The organism is Paraburkholderia terrae (genome assembly GCF_002902925.1).
GTDB classification, from domain to species: domain Bacteria; phylum Pseudomonadota; class Gammaproteobacteria; order Burkholderiales; family Burkholderiaceae; genus Paraburkholderia; species Paraburkholderia terrae.
In genome coordinates this window covers 1,071,478-1,090,072 of sequence record NZ_CP026113.1, presented here as the reverse complement: position 1 = coordinate 1,090,072, position 18,595 = coordinate 1,071,478, and the positions used below count along the sequence as shown (strand labels likewise).

The following is an 18,595-nucleotide window of genomic DNA, read 5'->3' as shown; positions in this document are numbered from 1 at the left end:
TGCCTTCGTCTCAGGCAAGATCACCACATGCCGCGAAGCATCACGCGATATCAAAGCGATCCAGGTTCATCACCTTGTTCGAGGCCACAACGAATCTGCACGAACGAGAATCGCCGAGCTTAAGCGGTAAGCCCTTGCGCCGATTCCTCAGAACACGTCTCGGCTCTCAGATTGCACGAAAAGAGAATTCATAAGCGCTCATTGCACCGATTGCACAATGACATAGCGCAATTAAAGTTTTCGAACGCACCTGCCGATATCACCGCGATCAATAAAAAGATCGTGAAGCCAGAACGCTTCACGACCAGCAGCGGCGGCGGCAAAGCTCTTTTCCATTATTTGGGCAATCGTGTGCGACTCGCCTTTTTCGCTTCACGACATTTGGAAAAAAGCGCAAGCGCGCGGTCGACCGGATAGCTGGGTTCCCGTGTTGTTTAACTTTCATTTCGAATATGTCGACAGCAGTGACGCAGTCATGCACGGTGACAGAGAGCGCCGATAGCGCGCAATGCAACTCGAACAACAACGACACGGCCGCCCCTCAAGCAACGCCTTCGAGCGGCCAGCCCGTTCAAAGACCAACGGCCGTGCCGACCCAGCAAGGGCCCGCCGGCATCCGCTTCGATTTCAACGATGGCTGCCGCGTCACGCTCCCCGCAGGCAACGGCGAATGGCACGTGCTGCTGCGCGACACCGCAACCGCGAATCCCCTGTTCGAAACGCAACTCGCGGCGGGCGCGGTCGCCAGCAGCAAGAAGTACTACGTGCCGTTCGAAATCGAAGTCTGGTCGCAAGGCAAGGAAGTGTTCCGGCATCGACTCGACTTGACCGATCGCAACGTGCTCGTGCATCTCCCCGTCGGTACGCTTGGCGACACGCTGGGCTGGTTTCCGTATGTCGCGAGGTTCGAGCGGCAGCATCGCTGCCGGTTGACGTGCGTGATGGGCGAAGCGCTGATCGCGCTGTTCAAGGACGCGTATCCGTCGATCACCTTCGTCACGCCCGACGCCGTCAATCCCGACGACTACTACGCGACCTACAACATCGGCCTCTTCTTCACCGACGAAGCGAATGTGCATCAACCCTGCGATTTCAGGCTGGTTGGCCTGCATCGTACGGCCGCTTATATTCTCGGCGTCGATCCACAAGAGGAGCGCCCGAGCATCACGTTGCCCGACGAGAGCCGCCCGATTCCCGAGAAGTACGTCTGCATCGCAACCCAAAGCACCACGCAGTGCAAGTACTGGAACAACCCCACCGGCTGGCGCGAGATCGTGCAATTTCTCAAGCAGCGTGGCTACCGCGTGATCTGTATCGATCAGAAAGCGACGCACGGTAACGGCGTCGTATGGAATCACCTGCCCCACGGCTGCGAGGATTTCACCGGCGAGCAACCGCTGGCAGAACGCGCGCGCTGGCTCAGGCATGCGGAGTTTTTCGTCGGCTTGAGTAGCGGCCTGTCATGGCTTGCATGGACGATGAACACGCCTGTCGTGATGATCAGCGGCTTCACGCATCCCACCAACGAATTCGACACGCCGTACCGCGTCATCAACTATCACACGTGCAACAGTTGCTGGAACGACGTGCGGGTGCAGTTCGATCATCAGGATTTCATGTGGTGTCCGCGTCATGCGGGCACATCGCGGCAATTCGAATGCACGCGGCTCATTACGGCCGAACAGGTCAAGAACACGATCAGCCGGATTCCGGCGTTCAAAGCACAGGCAGTGGCAGCTGCCTGAGTTTCGTCAACTCGATGCGTGACATTCCCGCAGCGAAAAGCTGAGGGCGAAGCATCAGAAGTATCAGAAGCACCCAATACAGAAATAAAAAGCAGCACGCAGTACCCGTAGCACGACAAACAACAAAAGAAGTGCAGTAGTGAATACAGGGAAATTCGGGGAACACAATGACAAGAATGACGTGGCGTCGCATGCACGCTGTGCACGTCGTGCGCGCTTTCGGCCGGCGCTACCGCCGATGTTCGCGCCTGCTCGGCATGCTGCTCGCGGCGCTGACGATCCAGCCGTGGCTCGCACAAGGCGCACTCGCCCAGACGACGGTCGCCGCGGGCGACACCGAAACAGGCGCGACGATCGGTGGCACGGAAAACGTGCTCGGCAAGACGATCAACGATAGCGTGACGCTGGGTGGCTTGCAGAACGTGCTGTCCGGCGGCGTCACCAGCAACACGAGCGTCGGCCTTGGCGGCACGCAGACCGTCTTGTCGGGTGGCGTGGCGCAGAGCACGAGTGTCGCTACGGGTGGACTCATGCACGTGTCGTCGGGCGGCGTGGCGCGTGGCGCAACCATCAGCGGCGGCAGCGACGTCGTCGATGCGGGCGGTACGACGAGCGGCACGACGTTGCTGGGCGGTGCGTCTGAAGTCGTTTCATCCGGTGGCCTGGCAAGTGGCACGATCGTGAGCGGTTCGTCCGTGCAGATCGTCGCGGGCGGCGGTATTGCGAGCGGCACGACGGTACGCAGCCTGGGCACAGTGACCGTATCGTCGGGTGGCGTCGCGCGCGGAACGACGGTCAGCGCCGGCGGGCAGATCATCGTCTCCGCAGGCGGCAGCGCGACGCGCACGACGGTCTCATCGGGCGGTGTCGACTCGGTCATGGGCACGGACCTGTCGGCCACCATCAGCAACGGCGCGTCGCAGACCGTATTGTCGGGCGGCACGGCGAGCGCGACTACCGTGGTGGGCGGCCAGAGCATCGTTAGCAGCGGCGGTTCGGCCGTCGGCACTATCCTCAGCGGCGGCACGCTGACCGTTTCGGCGGGCGGCAACGCGACACGCACGACGATCAACGCGGGAGGCATCGAAAGCGTCGCGGGCATCGACACATCAGCGACGGTCGGCGCGGGCGGCCGGTTGATCGTGTCGTCCGGTGGCATCGCGAGTGCGACGTCCGTCAACAACGGCGGCCAGGCGAGCGTTGGCAGCGGCGGATCGATAGTGAGTGCCGTCGTGAGCGGCGGCGCACTGACGGTCTCCAGCGGCGGCACGGCTGTATCGACGACGCTCTCCGCAGGCGGCACCGAGAACGTTCAAGGCACCGACAGCGGTGCGAGCATTCGTGGCGGCGGCACGCAGAACGTGCTGAGCGGCGGTGTCGCGACCAGCGCGACTGTCAGCAATGGCGGACGGCAGACAGTATCGGCGGGCGGCACGGCGAGCAACACGACCGTACTCAGCGGCGGCACGATCGCCGTGTCCGGCGGCGCAAGCGCGACGGGAATCGTGCAATCGAGCGGCGCGGCGCTTATCACCGACACCTCGGCGACCGTCGGCGGCATCAATGGCGACGGCAACACCTTCTCGATTTCGAGCGGCGCCGCGAACAACATCCTGCTCGAAAACGGCGGCACGCTGACAGTGCTGGCCGGCAATTCGGCAACCAACACGCACATCGTCAATCAGGGCTCCGCTGTGGTCGTCGCGGGCGCTTCGGCTACGACCACCACGGTTGGCAACGGCGGCACGTTGACCGTGTCGTCCGGCGGCACCGCGACGAACGTCACGCAGCAATCGGGCGCGGCGCTCATCACGAATACGTCGGCGACCGTCACGGGCACCAACACTGCGAACGGCACGACCAACGCGTTCTCGATTTCCAACGGTGTTGCGCAAGGCGTGTTTCTCGAAGGCGGCGGCTCGCTGAGCATACTCAGCGGCACGACGGCGAGCGGCACGCAAATCGGTAATCGCGGCAGCGCAACCGTGCAAGGCGGCGGCGAGGCGGACAACACGACCGTCAGCAACGGCGGCCAATTGCTCGTGTCGTCGGGCGGCGTCGCGGACGGCGCGACGGTGAACAATGGCGGCCGGCTGATCGTGTCGGGCGGCGGCACGGCCGTCAATGTCACGCAGAGCGCAGGCGCGGCGCTCATCACCGATACGTCGGCGACCGTGAGCGGCAGCAACGCCAGCGGCGCGTTCAGCATCGTCAGCGGCCAGGCGCAAAACGTGATCGTCGAGAACGGCGGGCAACTGTCGGTGCTGGCGGGCGACACGGCGACCCAGACCACGGCCGGCAGCGGCGGCCTCGTGATCGTGTCGGCGGGCGGCACGACGATCGACACGTCCGTCAACAGCGGCGGCGCACAAACCGTGCTGACGAACGGCACGGCATCGGCGACCACGGTGTCGAGCGGCGGCAAGCTCACTGTGTCGTCGGGGGGAACAGCCGTCGGCGTCACGCAATCGGCAGGCGCCGCGCTCGTCACCAATACGTCGGCGACCGTGATCGGCACCAATGCGAATGGCGTATTCACGATCGTCTCCGGCACCGCGCAGAACGTAATCGTCGAAAACGGCGGCGCGCTGACGGTGCTCGCGGGCAATACCGCGATCAACACGTCGGTTGGCAGCGGCGGTGTCGACACGGTGTTGGCGGGCGGCACGGCGAGCGGTTCTTTCGTGACGTCGGGCGGCTCCGAAGTCGTGTCGGCGGGCGGCACCACGGTCGGCACGACGGTGACGTCCAACGGTTCGCAGACGGTGTTCGGCACCGCGTCGGGCACGACGGCGATGGCGGGCGGCAACGTGATCGTCAGCGCGGGCGGCACGACGAACGGCACGGTCGTCAGTAGCGGCGGACGGGAAGTCGTGTCGTCGGGCGGGACGACGCGAGGCACGCAGGTCGTATCCGGCGGCACGCAGGACGTCGCGGGCGGCACGACGAGCAACACGCAAGTGAGCAGCGGCGGGCAGCAGGTCGTCTCGTCGGGCGGCATCACGCGCGGGACAGTGGTGAGCAGCGGCGGCACGCAGGCGGTTCTGGCGGGCGGCGCCGTAAGTGGTATGCAGCTCAGCGGTGGCACGCAATTCGTCTCGTCGGGCGGTGTTGCGACGGGGACTTCCGTCGGCAGTGGCGGATCTAGCATCGTGACGTCGGGCGGCACGGCGAGCGGCACGGTCGTGTCGAGCGGCGGCTCGTCGGTCGTGAACTCAGGTGGAACCGCGAGCGGTACCGTCGTGAGCAGCGGCGGCAGCGAGGTCGTGTCGGGCGGGACGACGGTCGGCACATCCGTCGGCAGCGGCGGTCAGCAAACGGTGACAGGCGGAGGCAAGACTAGCGGCACGACGCTGGCCTCCGGCGGCTCGCAGACCGTCAGTTCGGGCGGCATCACGTCCGGCACGACAGTCGCTTCGGGTGGCACGCAAACGGTCGGTTCCGGCGGCGTCACGTCCGGGACGTCGGTCGCTTCGGGCGGCACGCAGACGGTCAGTTCGGGCGGCGTGACGAACGGCACGTCGGTCGCGTCGGGTGGCATGCAGACGGTCGGCTCAGGGGGCGTGACGTCGGGCACGATGGTGGCTTCGGGCGGCACGCAGGACGTGCTGTCGGGCGGCACCGCAAACGGCTCGATCGTCGCGAGCGGCGGCACACAGACGGTATCGAGCGGCGCGAGCGTGAGCGGCACGCAGGTGCTGAGCGGCGGCACGCAACATTTGTTCGGTTCACTGACGAATCCCGTCGTGTCGGCAGGCGGCACGCTGACGATCGGCCAGGGCACGGCGGCGGGCGAACTCGTCGGCAACACCGTCAACGACGGTCTGCTCGTATTCAACCGGCCGGATGCAATCACCTACATAGGCAATGTCACGGGCGCAGGCCGCATCGAGCAGCAAGGCACGGGCACCGTCGTGCTGAACGGCGACAGCCATCTGTTCACGGGCGCAACCGAGGTGATGACGGGCACGCTCGCCGTCGGCGATATCGACAATCCTGGCGCGCAACTGGGCGGCGACGTCATCGTCGATGCGCCGGGCACCCTGCGCGGCCATGGTTCGATCGCGGGCAGCGTGACGAACAACGGCGTCGTGATGCCGGGCGGCTCGATCGGCACGCTGACAGTCGGCGGCAACTACACGCAGGCAAGCAGCGCAACGCTCGCGATCGAGGTGAGCCCGACCTCGGGTTCGCAGTTGCGGGTAGGCGGCGCGGCGACGCTCAACGGCGGGCTGCGGATCGTCTACGACCCGGGCACCTATCAGGCCACCCGATACGCGATCGTGACCGCAAACGCGGGCGTGAACGGCCGCTTCACGAATGTATCGAGCACGCTCGCCAGCGGCGCGAACCTCGGCGCGTTGCAGCAATCCGTCGAATATGCCGCGAACGAAGTCGATCTGGTGCTGAGCGGACTCGGGCAGCAGCCGCCCGCCGGCAGCGCGCCGACGGGCGTGACGATTGTCGCGCCCACCGACACGAGCATCTACACCGCGCTCGGCACGACGCTCGCGCTGTCCGCGCAGGCGACCAACGCCGCGCTGCTCGAACGCGTGGCGCTGTCGGGCTACGAGATGGTCGGCAAGTCGGTGTGGGTACACGCGACGGGTTCGCAGACGAAGATACACGGCACGGGCGGCGCGCCGGGCTTCGAAGCGCGCAACTATGGCTTCATCGCCGGACTCGACAATCGGGTCGGCGCGTCGACGGTCGGCGTCGCGGGCAGCTACAACCACAATGACATCAGCGAGGACGGCACGGGCGACTCCGGCACGACGGATTCGCTGCGCGCAGCGCTGTACGGCGCGAGAACGTTCGGCCCCGTCGATGTCTCCGCAACGGTTGGCGGGGGCATCGATTTCCTGTCGCAGAAGCGGCCTTTCGGCACAGTGGGCACGGCCGAAGGGGATCACGTGGGGCAGGAGGGATCGGCGGCTGCACAGGCGGCGTTGCCGCTCGCGCTTGGCGGCGTGAAGGTGACGCCGCGCATCGGCATGCGCTTCTCGTATCTGCACGCCAACGGCTTCAACGAAAGCGGCGCGAATGGCCAGGATCTGATGGTCGGCACCGACAACGTGCGCAGCCTGCAACCCTACGCGCAGATTTCGTTCGACAAGGACTTCGGCAATCAGCTACGGCCGATGAACCTCGAACTGCGAGTCGGGTATGCGCGCGAGTTGCTCGGCACTGGCCGCACCGTGACGGTCGGCGCGCAGGACGGCACGCTGTTCGCCGCGTCCGGCACGACGCTGCCGCGCGATCAGCTGACGGCGGGCATCAGCCTCGGCATGCAGCCGACAAAAGCGTTGAGCGTGTCGATCGACTACGACGCGCTGATCGCGACGGGGCATGCGTCCGCGCAGGCGGCGCATCTGCAGGTGGGTTATCGGTTCTGAGCGCACGAAGCTGCGCGGCGGCTTGCGGGTGGTTCGGGCGGCATGCTTCGGCATGCCGCCGCCGATGCTGCCCTGCCCGCTCGCATGCCCGCTTCGTCGATCATGAGAACGCGGCCTGATACACCTTCGGTGTCACGCCCGTTTGCTGCTTGAACACGCGCGTGAAGTGCGACTGATCGGCAAAGCCGGTTCGCGCGCCGACTTCCGCGATGGGTCTGCCGGATCGCAGCATCGGCATGGCGTGGCGCACGCGTTCCTGCTGCTGGAACGCATGCGGGCTCAGCCCGACTTCGCGCTCGAATGCACGCAGCAGTACGAACGGCGTCACGTTGAACTCGCAGGCGAGCGTCGATAGCGTGACCCGCGCGTGCAGCTCTTCGCACAGACGGCTCTTCACGGCGCGAACCAGTGCGGGCTCTCTGCGCACCACGGGGAGATCGGCCGCACGTGCCGCGTGCCGCGCATGCAGGCCGACGACAGCACACGCGAGCGCCTCGCTGCGCTTGAATGGATCGTCGTCCACTTCGGAACACCAGTTCACGCCATAGAGGTATCGCGACACCTCAGGGTCGACGATGAACGGACTCGTCACCTCGAACCGTTCGCGTCGTGGAATGCCAAGCCGCTCGCAATACGCAGCAAGCGCCGCAGGCTGCACGTGCTCGACGCGCATCTTCCAGTGGCCATCGCCGGCGGCTACACCTGCATGCACGACGTCCGCATCGATGACGATCACGTCGCCGCGACGGCACAAACGCCGCTCCTGCCGGACCTCGACTGCGAGCGTTCCGCCCGTGATCACGGCAAGGCAATGAGTATCACGCGTGTGCGGCGGATACCGGTGGCCGACGAACTGGCCCTTGAGCATGACGGCATCCATGACGTCGGGCGCGCGCCAGAGCTTGACGGAAGGCGTCGGCAGTGTGGCTTTCATCGTGATGCAGCCTGTGGAAGCGGACGAAAAATATCATCATAGTCCTCCAGTCGCGGCATCGTCATCGTCGGCTGCTCGTCGAGCCGCTCGACGAATTCACCCCAACGCGTGAGCGTATCCGCCCGCTCGGCTGACGAGCAGTACGGGACATGCCACGCGAAGAACGGTTCGAGCACTTCGTAGCCGACATAGCCGAGCGTGCCCTGCAACAGATGACGCAGCATGCCGCGCGCGAGTTCGCCATGAATGCCTTGCGCGCCGAACATGTGCTCGCGTCCGCCGAGCGTGACGCCGATCACGGCCCGCTTGCCTACCATGCCGCCTCGACCGTAGATGCGCTTGCCGCCATACAGCGCGCCCGACAGGAAACAGCGGTCGATCCAGCCCTTGACGAGCGCCGGTACCGAGAACCAGTAGAGCGGGAACACCAGCATCAGCGTGTCGCTGGCCATTAGCGCATCGACTTCGCGCTGGATATCGGGCGCAACGGCATCGTGTTCGCGCGCATGGCGCTGCTCTAACGCGTAGACGAGATAGTCCTGATTAGCGCGTTCGGTGAAATCGCTCGCGCGGACGACGGGATCGAAGTCGAGCGCGTATAGATCGGAAAAGCTCACGTGGTCGCCGCGCGCCGTCAGCAGGCGTCGCGCGTCATGCGCCATTGCCGTGCAGAAGGAATGCGGCTCCGGGTGAGCGTGGACGATATGAACGCTACGCATGAGGGATGGACCTCCATGAAACAGCCGGGATATAGGCGTTGAGATACGCAAGCTCGCTCTCGATTGCCTGCGCGGCCGACAGCGTGGCGCCTTCGCGCAACAGGCGCCGTGTGGCCTGAAGCGCGCTCGGCGGCTTGGAAGCGAGGCGCGATGCGTACTCGACGGCCGCTTCTCGCACCTCGGCGTCACGCACCACGCGTGACACGAAGCCACATTGCAAGGCTTCCGCCGCGCTGATCGGGCGACCGCTCATCAACCAGTCGCGTGCAACCAGATCGCCGACCCGGCGAGCCAGCAAGGCCGTCGCGCCCGCTTCGGGGACGATGCCGAGGTCGGCGAACGGAAAGCGGAACATCGCGCTTTCGCCGGCGACCACCCAGTCGGCGTGCAGCAGCATCGTCGCGCCGAAGCCCACGGCCGCGCCGTTCACAGCGGCGACCAGCGGCTTGGGTTGCTCTGCAAAGGCGTTGATGCAGCGCGTGACTGCGCCGTCGGCGGTCTGCGGCCAGAGCGAGCCGAATGCAGCCGTGTCGTGACCCGCGCAGAAGCAATCGCTGGTTCCGTGCAGCAGCACGCAATGGACGCGCACGTCGCCCTGTGCAAGCCGCAGCGCGTTCGCGAGCGCATCGAACATCGTGCCGTTAAGCGCGTTGCGCCTGTCCGGGCGGTTGATGCCGATGGACCAGACCTGCCCGTCCAGTTCCGATGTGAGGTTGGCGATCATCATGCAAACAGCGCGAAGCCGCCGACCAGTTTGCCGATCCTGCTCCTCGGTCCGACGAGGCCGATTGCGAGGTACTGCAACGAAGGTCCGGAAAGCGCGTTGACGGCGTCGAGGAACGCGTCGTAGTCGGTGGTGGCCTGCCCTTGCACGGGAAAGTCGACCACGTCGCAGTGCGCCAGCGATTTCTGCCGAAGCTCGCTCAATTGCTGCGCCGTGGCCTTGAGCACGGGAATGCCGATCGGGATGAGACCGGGATGCGCGGTGCCGTCGCTCTCCCGCAATGGCGCGCCGACGAGATGGCTGTGGCGCTGCCCCAGCGTGAACGCAACGACGGCTGCCGCGTTCGACGCCTTGCCCGGCGCCAACGCTGCATCCACGACGATGACACAGCGCTCCGGCTTGCGCGCGGCTTCCGACTCGATCGATGACTGTGCTTCTGCTTGCAAAGACAATTCCCTTCTCCTGATGAACCAACCTTGGAGAGATGCTAGGGAAAGTTTTGTCGAAAGTATTGGACGATTTTGCAGGGCCTCGCCTGATCGCGGGCAAGCCGATCCGACAGTAACGCCTCTCCATTTCCACCCCTCCCCGTTTCGGGTAGTCCCGCTATTACCACACTGCCTCTATCGTCGTACCGCATACCGCCTGGAGACAGCGACGGCGCGCCCACGCCTGCCGCACAACAATAAGGAACCCATCGATGACCCGGTCCGCCTCCCCGCCGCTTTCCGGCGAATACGACTATCTCGTGATCGGTGCCGGCTCCGCCGGTTGCGCCGTCGCGGGACGTCTGTCCGACGATCCGACGGTCAGCGTCGCCGTGCTCGAAAACGGCGGCCCCGACGACCATTACCTGATCTGGACGCCGGTCGGTCTCGCCAAAACCGTCGTCAAGCCGGGCCCGTATAACTACGGCTACTACACTGAGCCACAGCCGGAACTCGATGGCCGCCGCAGCTATCAGCCGCGTGGACGCGTACTCGGCGGCTCGTCGTCGCTTAACGGCATGGTGTATATCCGGGGCCATCGCAAGGATTACGACGACTGGGCCGCGCAAGGCTGCACAGGATGGAGCTACGACGACGTCCTGCCGTATTTCAGGCGCAGCGAAAACAACACGCGTTTTGCTGGCACGGGCAACCCCTGGCATGGCACGGACGGCCCCTTGTACGTCAACGATCTTCGCTCGCCCAACCCGTTTTGCCAGTACTTCCTGCAAGCCGCGCAGCAGGCGGGCCACACGCTGAACGACGACTTCAACGGCGCCGAACAGGAAGGCTTCGGCTACTACCAGGTGACCCAGCACAACGGCGAACGCTGGAACGCGGCGCGTGCGTACCTGCATCGCGGCAAGACCGTCGATGGGCGCTACAACGGCGGCCGCCATAACCTGCATGTGCTGACGGGAACGCAGGCGCTACGGCTCGTGTTCGAAGGCCGGCGCGCGGTGGGCGTGGTGGTCTCGCGCGACGGCGTCGAACAGACCTTGCGCGCCCGACGCGAGGTGATCGTAAGCGGCGGCGTGTTCAATTCGCCGCAGCTGCTGCTCGCCTCAGGGATTGGTCCGGCGAAGCATCTGCAGGAAATCGGCATCGAGGTGCGTCACGATCTGCCCGGCGTCGGCGAGAACCTGCAGGATCATCTCGACATCGTGATCAATACGCAACTCGACAGCACCGATCTGTTCGGCGCGACGCTGCGCGGCGGCTTGCGGCTGTTGAAGGAGATCCGCCGCTACCGGCGCCAGCGGGCTGGCATGCTGACATCGAACTTCGTCGAAGCGGGCGCGTTCGTGAAGAGCCGGCCTGAACTCGATCGCCCCGACCTCAATCTCGTGTTCACGGTCGCGCTGATCGGCAATCGCAACATGGGCAGCCGGCGCAAGCTCGGGCATGGCTACTCGGGGCATATCTGCGTGCTGCGCCCCGAGAGCCGCGGTGTCGTTCGTCTCCGGTCGCCTGACATGCGCGAAGCGCCGCTGATCGATACGCGTCTGATGAGCGCGCCGCGCGACATGGAAACGCTGATCGCCGGTATTCGCATCATGCGCGACGTGATGAACCAGCCGGCCATGAAAGACCTCGGTGGACGCGAGATGAAAAGCGAAAGCTTCACGAGTGAGGAAAGCCTGCGCGCCTTCGTGCGCGGCCACGCCGACTGTTTGTACCACCCGGTCGGGACCTGCCGGATGGGGGCGGCCAATGACCCGCTTGCGGTCGTCGATAACGAGCTGCGCGTGAGAGGCGTCGAGCGATTGCGCGTCGTCGATTGCTCGATCATGCCCACGCTGATCGGCGGCAATACGAATGCGCCCGCGATGATGATCGGTGAAAAGGCGGCGGACATGATTCGCGCCGCCGCGCGCTGATTCGAAAGACCAACAACCTGGATTTAGCGTCCACGAGTCCTGAGTGAGACCGCGGGCGCAACCTGTCTAACAGGAGCATTTGATGCCACACCAGACGCCTTATCAATCATTGCCTGCGTCCGCTGTCACTGTGTCCGCGCAAGAGCGTGCGCTGCGCGATCTGCCGCCGGACGATCCCCTTGAAGAGGCTGACGCGCGACGTGGTTTCATCGACACGATTCCCGATGCGGAGATTCGCGGCGCGTACGATCAACTGGTCTGGAGCCTCGCAGACTACCGCTTTCTCGAAGAAGAACGCGCGCCCGCGACGGCTCATCCCGCGTTATGGCGCCACGCGCGGCTGAACATGCTGCATGGGTTGTTCAGGGTGACGGAACGCATCTACCAGGTGAGAGGCTTCGACGTCTCGAACATCACGTTTATCGAGGGCGACAGCGGGCTGATCGTGATCGATCCGCTGACCTGCAAGGAGACGGCCTCAGCCGCGCTCGATCTGTATTTTGCGCATCGGCCGAAGCGTCCGGTTGTCGCGGTGATCTACAGTCACAGTCACGCCGATCATTTCGGCGGTGTGCGTGGTGTCGTCAGCGAGCACGATGTGACGGCAGGCAAGACGGCGATCATCGCGCCAGCGGGATTCATGGAAGAGGCGGTGTCGGAGAACGTGATGGCGGGCACGGCCATGGCACGCCGCGCGCAGTTCCAGTTTGGCCACACGCTGCCGCGCAACGCCTGTTGCCAGATCGACGCGGGCATGGGCAAGACCATCCCACGCGGGACGATCACGCTGATTCCGCCGACGCAACTGATCAAGGAGACATCGGAGACGCACGTGATCGACGGCGTCGAGATTGTGTTCCAGTTGACGCCCGAAAGCGAAGCGCCCGCCGAGATGCACTTCTACTTTCCGCAAGAGCGCGCGCTCAATCTCGCCGAGAACGGCACGCGCTCGCTGCACAATCTGTGTCCGCTGCGCGGCGCGCAGGTCCGTAACGCGCAACTGTGGTCGCGCTACCTCGGCGAATCGCTCGACCGCCATGGACGCGACGCGCAAGTCGTGTTCGCGCAGCACAACTGGCCGACGTGGGGCAACGAGCGGATCGTCGACTACCTGGAGGCGCAACGGGATCTCTACAAGTTCCTGCACGATCAGACCGTGCGGCTCATGAATCGCGGACTGAATGCCGTCGAAATCGCCGAGCAGATCCGGCTGCCCGATGCGTTGCTCAACACGTGGCATACGCGCGGCTACTACGGCACCGTATCGCATAACGTGAAGGCGATTTACCAGCACTATCTGAGCTGGTACGACGGCAATCCGAGTCACCTGCATGCGCTGCCGCCGGAAGCGTCGGCGCCTCGTTACGTCGAGTACATGGGCGGCGCCGATGCGATTCTCGAACGTGCCCGCGTGGACTTCGAAAAGGGCGAGTACCGGTGGGTCGCACAAGTGATGAATCATCTGGTGTTCGCCCAACCGCGCTTGCGCGAGGCGCGCGAACTCGGCGCGGCTGCGCTGGAGCAGATGGGCTATCAGGCGGAATCGGCCACGTGGCGTAACGCGTTCCTGCTCGGCGCGCGCGAGTTGCGCGAGGGGCGCGGCGAGGCATCGACGCAATTCGGCAACCGCAGCCGTGACATGGTGTGTGCGATAACGGAAGAAATGTTCTTCGACTACATTGCGGTAAGGGTCGATGGGTTAAAGGCGCAGCATCTGAAGATGCAGATCGTCTGGCGGTTCACGGATATTCGCAGGCAGTTCACGCTGAATCTGCAACACGGTGCGTTGACGTGGTCATCGTCCGTGCATGGGGAAGGCAACGATCTGCACGTATCGATGTCGAGGCAGACGCTGAACCGCATTCTCTGTGGCGAGACGGGCTTCAAGGATGCCGTCGCGGCGCGTGAGATTCAGCTGGAAGGTGATGTTGCGCTGTTCCGCGCGCTGCTCGAAACGCTCGATCAGTTCGACGGTGATTTCAATGTCGTCGAGCCGTAGTCCCTCTAGTCCGACACCGCGACCGCGTTGCCCTGCTCTGATCATAAAGAGTAGTCAGATCCTCTTTATGATCAGGCCATTCTCAGTTGTCGAATGTGCCGCGATATTCAGGCGCCGCGTCGCGGCGTGTGTTCAATTCGAACATCACGCCGCCCGGCGCGCGGCAAAAGAAGCGCGAACCGCGGCCATTGTTGAAAATGCCCGTTTCCATCTGCACGCCGTCCGCCTTGAAACGCTCATACAACGCGCGAACGTCATCGAAGTCCGGCAGCTCGAAGCCGACATGAAAATTCTTCGGCCATGCCGGGATATCGTCGCTGGCGTGATCGATCACGACGTCATAACCTGGACGCTTCAGGATGTACGATTTCTCCCACGTTCCCGCGATCGTGAAGCCCAGGTACTGTTCAAAGAACTTCGCGGTCGCGGCGGTATCGGCGGAAGGAAAGCTCAGATGGTTGAGCTTCATGCTTTGGGTAAGGTCATTCATCATCGGTCTCTCATACATGGGCGGTGGCCCTATGCCACGTCCGCCCGAGGACCTCAGAATAAAAGCAGAGGCTCACATTCAACAACTCGCATTGCGTACACGCGTCGATGCACGCGAAACCCGCCTGTGCAAAGGCGTTTCAGCCAATAACCGACCACCGTCGGCAATCCGTTTGCTCACATTCGCGCATGTTTCGCCGTGCATTCAAGGCGAGCCCGTCTTCGACAGATAACCGAACACAGCGGCCCGCACGCGATATTCGAGGTTCCCGATATCGGTCTCGCCCCGCTCGCCAGCCGCATCGACGATGCCCCGGACAATGGCGAACAGGTCGCCTGCCGCAACCTCGGGATGTGCATGCCGGGGGATCGCGCGTTTGATGACCTCGGTGGCCATCTGTTCGAGTTCCGACGTGGCCAGTTCATCGCGCAATGCAGGCCGGCCCTCTTCGATATCGAGTAGTCGCGCCAGGCGCGGACGCTGCAATTGCTGGCGCACGGCCGCGCCGATCAGATACTCCAGCCCGGCCTTGCCGCTGCGCTTCGTGAGCGCGACGGCGATGTCGTCATGAAAACGCGTCATCTCACGCCGGATCAGCGCGACCGTCAGTGCGTCCTTGCCCGGAAAGTACTGATAAAGCGAGCCGATGCTGACGCCGGCCCGCGCGGCCACCGCATTCGTGTTGAAACCGTCGAATCCTTCCGCTTCGAGAATCTGCGCGGCGGCCTCGATGATCGATGCGACTGTCTCTTCCGAGCGCGGCTGGCTCGGTGTCTTTCGGGGCCGCAAGCGCTTTTGCGGTGACCGGTCGTTCATTCCTTGTTTTCCTTGTGGAGTCTCGTGCCCATCAACACAGTGCAACGAAACCTATTTTACGGGCCACGGGATTACGGAATGAAGATGCGAGCCACCCGCCAGGAAAACAGAAATCAGATAGCGCCGCTGAACGAGACGGCAATGGCAAGTGCGATATTGATTGCGACCAGCACGATCCAGCCGGTCAACGCCCATAGAGGTTCGACGCGAAGCATGATGCCCTCCATCCAGATATCGACGGCGCGTCGATATGACTGAATGGTAGGCGGCGCGCTTCTGCACCGGTAGATACCCGCGTGAACACTCACCGTTGCCGCGTGAGCACCAATGCGCACCCCGTAAGCGACGATCAGCGCATCATGCCTGCCGCTCGCTTTCCAGCGTGTCGATATAAAAATCGTCGAGGCAAAGCAGATTCAGCGCCCGGATATGCTCGGTCATGAAATCGACGAACACGCGGATGCGCGAAGGCAGATGCTGTCGGCAGAGGTAGCAGATGTAGTGTCCCCGATCGTCTGGCACGTGCCGCCTCAAGGCCATCACGAGTTCATTGCGCGCGATGTGATCGGCGACCTGATAGCCCGGCAATTGCGCGATACCGCGCCCTTCGAGCACCGCGCGCAATACCAGGTCTGCATCGTTGAACGTCAGTCTGGCCGTCGGCAGGAACTTGCGCATATGGCCGTCGACCTTGAATTCCCATTCGTAGACGCGCCCGCCCGAGAACCTGAGATTGACGCATTCATGCTGCGCCAGTTCTTCGAGCGTCATGGGCAAACCATGTTGGTCGGCGTAGAGCCGCGACGCGCACAGCACCATTTGCATCGGAACCAGCTGCTTCGCAATGATGCTCGAGTCTTCGATGCAGCCGTCGCGAAACGCGACGTCGATCTGCTCGGCGGCGAAATCCGCAGGCTTGTCGTCAAGAATGAGATCGACGGCGATATCGGGGTAAGCCTCGCAAAACTGCGCAAGCAGCGGCGCCACGACCTTGCGCCCGAAGCCCACATTCGAGCTGATGCGAAGCACGCCGCGCGGCGGACCAAGGCGCAGATCGAGCATGTCGTTCATGGCGTCGACGATATGCGTCACGCCCTGATTACAGTTCTCGAAGAAGCGCTCGCCCTCGCGGGTCAGATGCGTGGACCTCGTCGTGCGGAGAAATAGCCGGGTACTGAGTTGCGATTCAAGCTTCTGAACATTGCGGCTGACGGCCGAGCGCCCTATTCCCAGACGCTCGCCCGCTTTCGCGAAGCTGCCTTCCGTCGCGACCGCCATGAAGGCGATGATTCCCGCGTAGCTTGTCGAAAAACAGGTGGACAGGGCGTCGGCCGGGTTGGGCAAGCCAACGCGAAAAGCATGCAGCGATGCATCCGAGTGATCCATCGACGGTTCCCACAGTTTGGCGTTCGTGGAAGAAATCTGGCCAGCCGCTGAATGAAAGGAAGGCGCTTCGCGAACCCGGCCGCGCTGCGCCCGGCTGGGGCCGGCTTTCGGCGGGGCGGCCTTTCGGCTAGCTTTCTCAGTTTAGGACACATCGAACAGATGTGGAACCGCTTCCCATACCTGTACATTTCGACTGAACAAAAAGCGCGCCGCGGATTGGCGCCATTCGGGAAACATCGTGAGTCCGTGAACGACTCTACCGCGCCATTTTTCCGTCACTTAACATAGGGCCGGGTGTACTGTCGCTTGGTCTGAAAAGGGAGAAGGCTTGGGGCAAGGGCCATCGATCACATCGAGGCTCGCCGCCTGGGCTGAGAACAAATCATGAAAAAGAAACTGGAAGCGCCCCCGCTTTCCCTCCTCGACCGATATCGCGGCCGGGAGTTCGAGGCGCTTTACACGACATCGGTCACCGTATCCGGCGGCGAGACGGGACACGGCCGCGCATCCGGCGTGGCTCGCTCGGCCGACGGCAACCTCGATGTACAACTGCGCTTGCCCACCGAACTCGGCGGTCCCGGCGACGGAACCAATCCCGAGCAACTGTTCGCCGCGGGCTTTGCCGGCTGCTTTCATGGCGCGCTCAATCTGCTCGGCAAGCGGGCCAAGATGGAACTCAACGACATTGCCGTCGACGTGCAGGTCGCCTTTGGCCGCGATCCGATGGATGGCGGTTATGCGCTTGTGATCGATGTGCGGGTGCGGATACCGGGCGTCGGCCGGGCGGTGGCGGAAGAACTGGTGCGCAACGCGGAGCGTTTGTGCCCGTACGCGAAGATGGCGAGACAGGGGACGGTCAATATCGTGGCCGTCGTCGATTGAGCGCGGACCGTCGGACTATTCCGCGCTCATCGGAACGACCATCGGCCACGCGCCGTAGCGAGATTACGGATCGACGATGGCGGCTGCCGTCTGCCCCATGCAGAAGGCCGCGCACATCAACCGGGCGACGCAGCAATCTCAGGGAGCGCGGGCAGGTAGCTGTCGGTCGCGACGGGCTGCGCCGCGAGCAGGAACGGCAGAAGTAACGCAAAGCTCAGCGAGCCGCGATACGAAGGGGCATCGAACCAGCGGCTTAGTAGGCGATGGTCGCCGCGCTGCGCAACTCGTCGGGCGTAGCAGTCCCGAAGCCGAAGAACTCCAGATAGGCGGGAATCATCTCGAACAGCATGTCGGTACCGACCTGCACTTCACAGCCCTTCTCACGCGCGGCGCGCAGGAACGGCGTGTACTCCGACTTCATCACGACTTCGCCGACAAAGCACGTAGGCGCAATACGCGCGACATCGAAGGGCAGCGGATCGCCCTCCTTCATGCCGAGCGGCGTCGCGTTCACGACGACCTCGTAGCCGTCGGGATCTTTCGAGCCGGTGCGAACCGTCAAGTCCGGGTAGTGCTCACGCAGACGCTGCGCGAGCCCCTCGGCGGATTCGTTCCGTGCGTCGTACAACGCGAGTTCGGCGACACCCGCCGCCGCCAGCGACGCCGCGATCGCCGAGCCGACACCGCCCGAGCCCGAGATCAGCACGCGTGCGCCCTTCAGTTGCCGCCCCTTGCCGAGCACACCACGCACGAAGCCGGCGCCGTCGAACTGATCGCCGAGCAGCGTGCCGTCGGGACGCTTGAGCACCGCGTTGCAGGCACCCGCGATACGCACGGCAGGCGTGACTTCATCGACCAGTCCGACCGTCGTCACCTTGTGCGGCATCGTGATGAGCGCCCCGCGCAGATTGGTGAAGCGGAAGATCGACTTGAAGCTCTGCTCGTAATCTTCCGCCTTGACGCCCATCGGCACGACGACCGCGTCGATACCTTTCTGCTCGAACCATGGGTTGTAAATCATCGGCGACTTGAAGCTCTCGGTCGGAAAACCGATGTGCGCGACGAGGGTGGTCTTTCCGGAAATCATGGTCAAGTTGCTCTCTCAGGCGTCTAGTTCCGCTCGGCGGGCTCAGCGT

Annotated in this window: 13 protein-coding genes; 5 read left to right on the top strand and 8 right to left on the bottom strand. The window is 63.9% G+C overall.

Annotation, left to right across the window (positions count from 1 at the left end; genetic code table 11):
• Nucleotides 1–452 precede the first annotated feature (452 nt).
• Together C2L65_RS34725 and C2L65_RS34720 are read left to right on the top strand one after the other, a co-directional pair.
• Nucleotides 453–1,745, top strand: coding sequence for an autotransporter strand-loop-strand O-heptosyltransferase (locus tag C2L65_RS34725; protein ID WP_042306177.1), 1,293 nt, complete (start codon nt 453–455; stop codon nt 1,743–1,745).
• 191 nt (nt 1,746–1,936) lie between these two features.
• On the top strand, nt 1,937–7,141 hold the full coding sequence (locus tag C2L65_RS34720; RefSeq protein WP_158660419.1) for an AIDA repeat-containing protein: 5,205 nt from the start codon (nt 1,937–1,939) through the stop codon (nt 7,139–7,141).
• A gap of 100 nt (nt 7,142–7,241) precedes the next feature.
• On the opposite strand, the gene C2L65_RS34715 is transcribed toward C2L65_RS34720, so the two are convergent.
• From C2L65_RS34715 to C2L65_RS34700, 4 genes are read right to left on the bottom strand one after another with little or no spacing between them, the layout of a single operon-like run.
• Complete coding sequence (locus C2L65_RS34715) at nt 7,242–8,075, bottom strand: helix-turn-helix domain-containing protein (protein WP_042306178.1); 834 nt, start codon at nt 8,073–8,075, stop codon at nt 7,242–7,244.
• Complete coding sequence (locus C2L65_RS34710) at nt 8,072–8,794, bottom strand: NAD(P)H-dependent oxidoreductase (protein ID WP_042306179.1); 723 nt, start codon at nt 8,792–8,794, stop codon at nt 8,072–8,074. Before C2L65_RS34710 ends, C2L65_RS34715 begins: the two co-directional genes overlap by 4 nt.
• On the bottom strand, nt 8,787–9,521 hold the full coding sequence (locus C2L65_RS34705) for an enoyl-CoA hydratase-related protein (RefSeq protein WP_042306180.1): 735 nt from the start codon (nt 9,519–9,521) through the stop codon (nt 8,787–8,789). Before C2L65_RS34705 ends, C2L65_RS34710 begins: the two co-directional genes overlap by 8 nt.
• The gene (locus C2L65_RS34700; protein WP_042306181.1) at nt 9,518–9,970 is read right to left on the bottom strand and encodes a DUF2000 domain-containing protein; all 453 of its coding nucleotides are present in this window, start codon (nt 9,968–9,970) and stop codon (nt 9,518–9,520) included. The genes C2L65_RS34705 and C2L65_RS34700 overlap by 4 nt, the downstream gene beginning before the upstream one ends.
• Nucleotides 9,971–10,218: 248 nt before the next feature.
• Between C2L65_RS34700 and C2L65_RS34695 the strand changes: the two genes are divergently transcribed.
• Nucleotides 10,219–11,886, top strand: coding sequence for a GMC family oxidoreductase (locus C2L65_RS34695; protein WP_042306182.1), 1,668 nt, complete (start codon nt 10,219–10,221; stop codon nt 11,884–11,886).
• 82 nt (nt 11,887–11,968) lie between these two features.
• Nucleotides 11,969–13,885 (top strand): alkyl/aryl-sulfatase, encoded by a 1,917-nt coding sequence (locus C2L65_RS34690; RefSeq protein WP_042306183.1) that lies wholly within the window; start codon nt 11,969–11,971, stop codon nt 13,883–13,885.
• Between the two features lie 82 nt (nt 13,886–13,967).
• On the opposite strand, the gene C2L65_RS34685 is transcribed toward C2L65_RS34690, so the two are convergent.
• The 3 genes from C2L65_RS34685 to C2L65_RS34675 form a co-directional block, all read right to left on the bottom strand.
• On the bottom strand, nt 13,968–14,375 hold the full coding sequence (locus C2L65_RS34685) for a VOC family protein (RefSeq protein WP_174485045.1): 408 nt from the start codon (nt 14,373–14,375) through the stop codon (nt 13,968–13,970).
• A gap of 204 nt (nt 14,376–14,579) precedes the next feature.
• Complete coding sequence (locus C2L65_RS34680) at nt 14,580–15,191, bottom strand: TetR/AcrR family transcriptional regulator (RefSeq protein ID WP_042306185.1); 612 nt, start codon at nt 15,189–15,191, stop codon at nt 14,580–14,582.
• Nucleotides 15,192–15,548: 357 nt separating this feature from the next.
• Entirely contained in the window at nt 15,549–16,577 is a 1,029-nt protein-coding gene (locus C2L65_RS34675; RefSeq protein ID WP_042306186.1) for a LysR family transcriptional regulator, read from the bottom strand.
• Between the two features lie 384 nt (nt 16,578–16,961).
• Between C2L65_RS34675 and C2L65_RS34670 the strand changes: the two genes are divergently transcribed.
• Nucleotides 16,962–17,459: an Ohr family peroxiredoxin gene (locus C2L65_RS34670; RefSeq protein WP_042306187.1), complete on the top strand. Its 498-nt coding sequence runs from the start codon at nt 16,962–16,964 to the stop codon at nt 17,457–17,459.
• Nucleotides 17,460–17,712: 253 nt separating this feature from the next.
• Here C2L65_RS34670 and C2L65_RS34665 read toward each other — a convergent pair whose 3' ends face one another.
• Nucleotides 17,713–18,546, bottom strand: a complete 834-nt coding sequence (locus C2L65_RS34665) for a shikimate dehydrogenase family protein (RefSeq protein WP_042306188.1) — start codon at nt 18,544–18,546, stop codon at nt 17,713–17,715.
• Between the last annotated feature and the right edge of the window lie 49 nt (nt 18,547–18,595).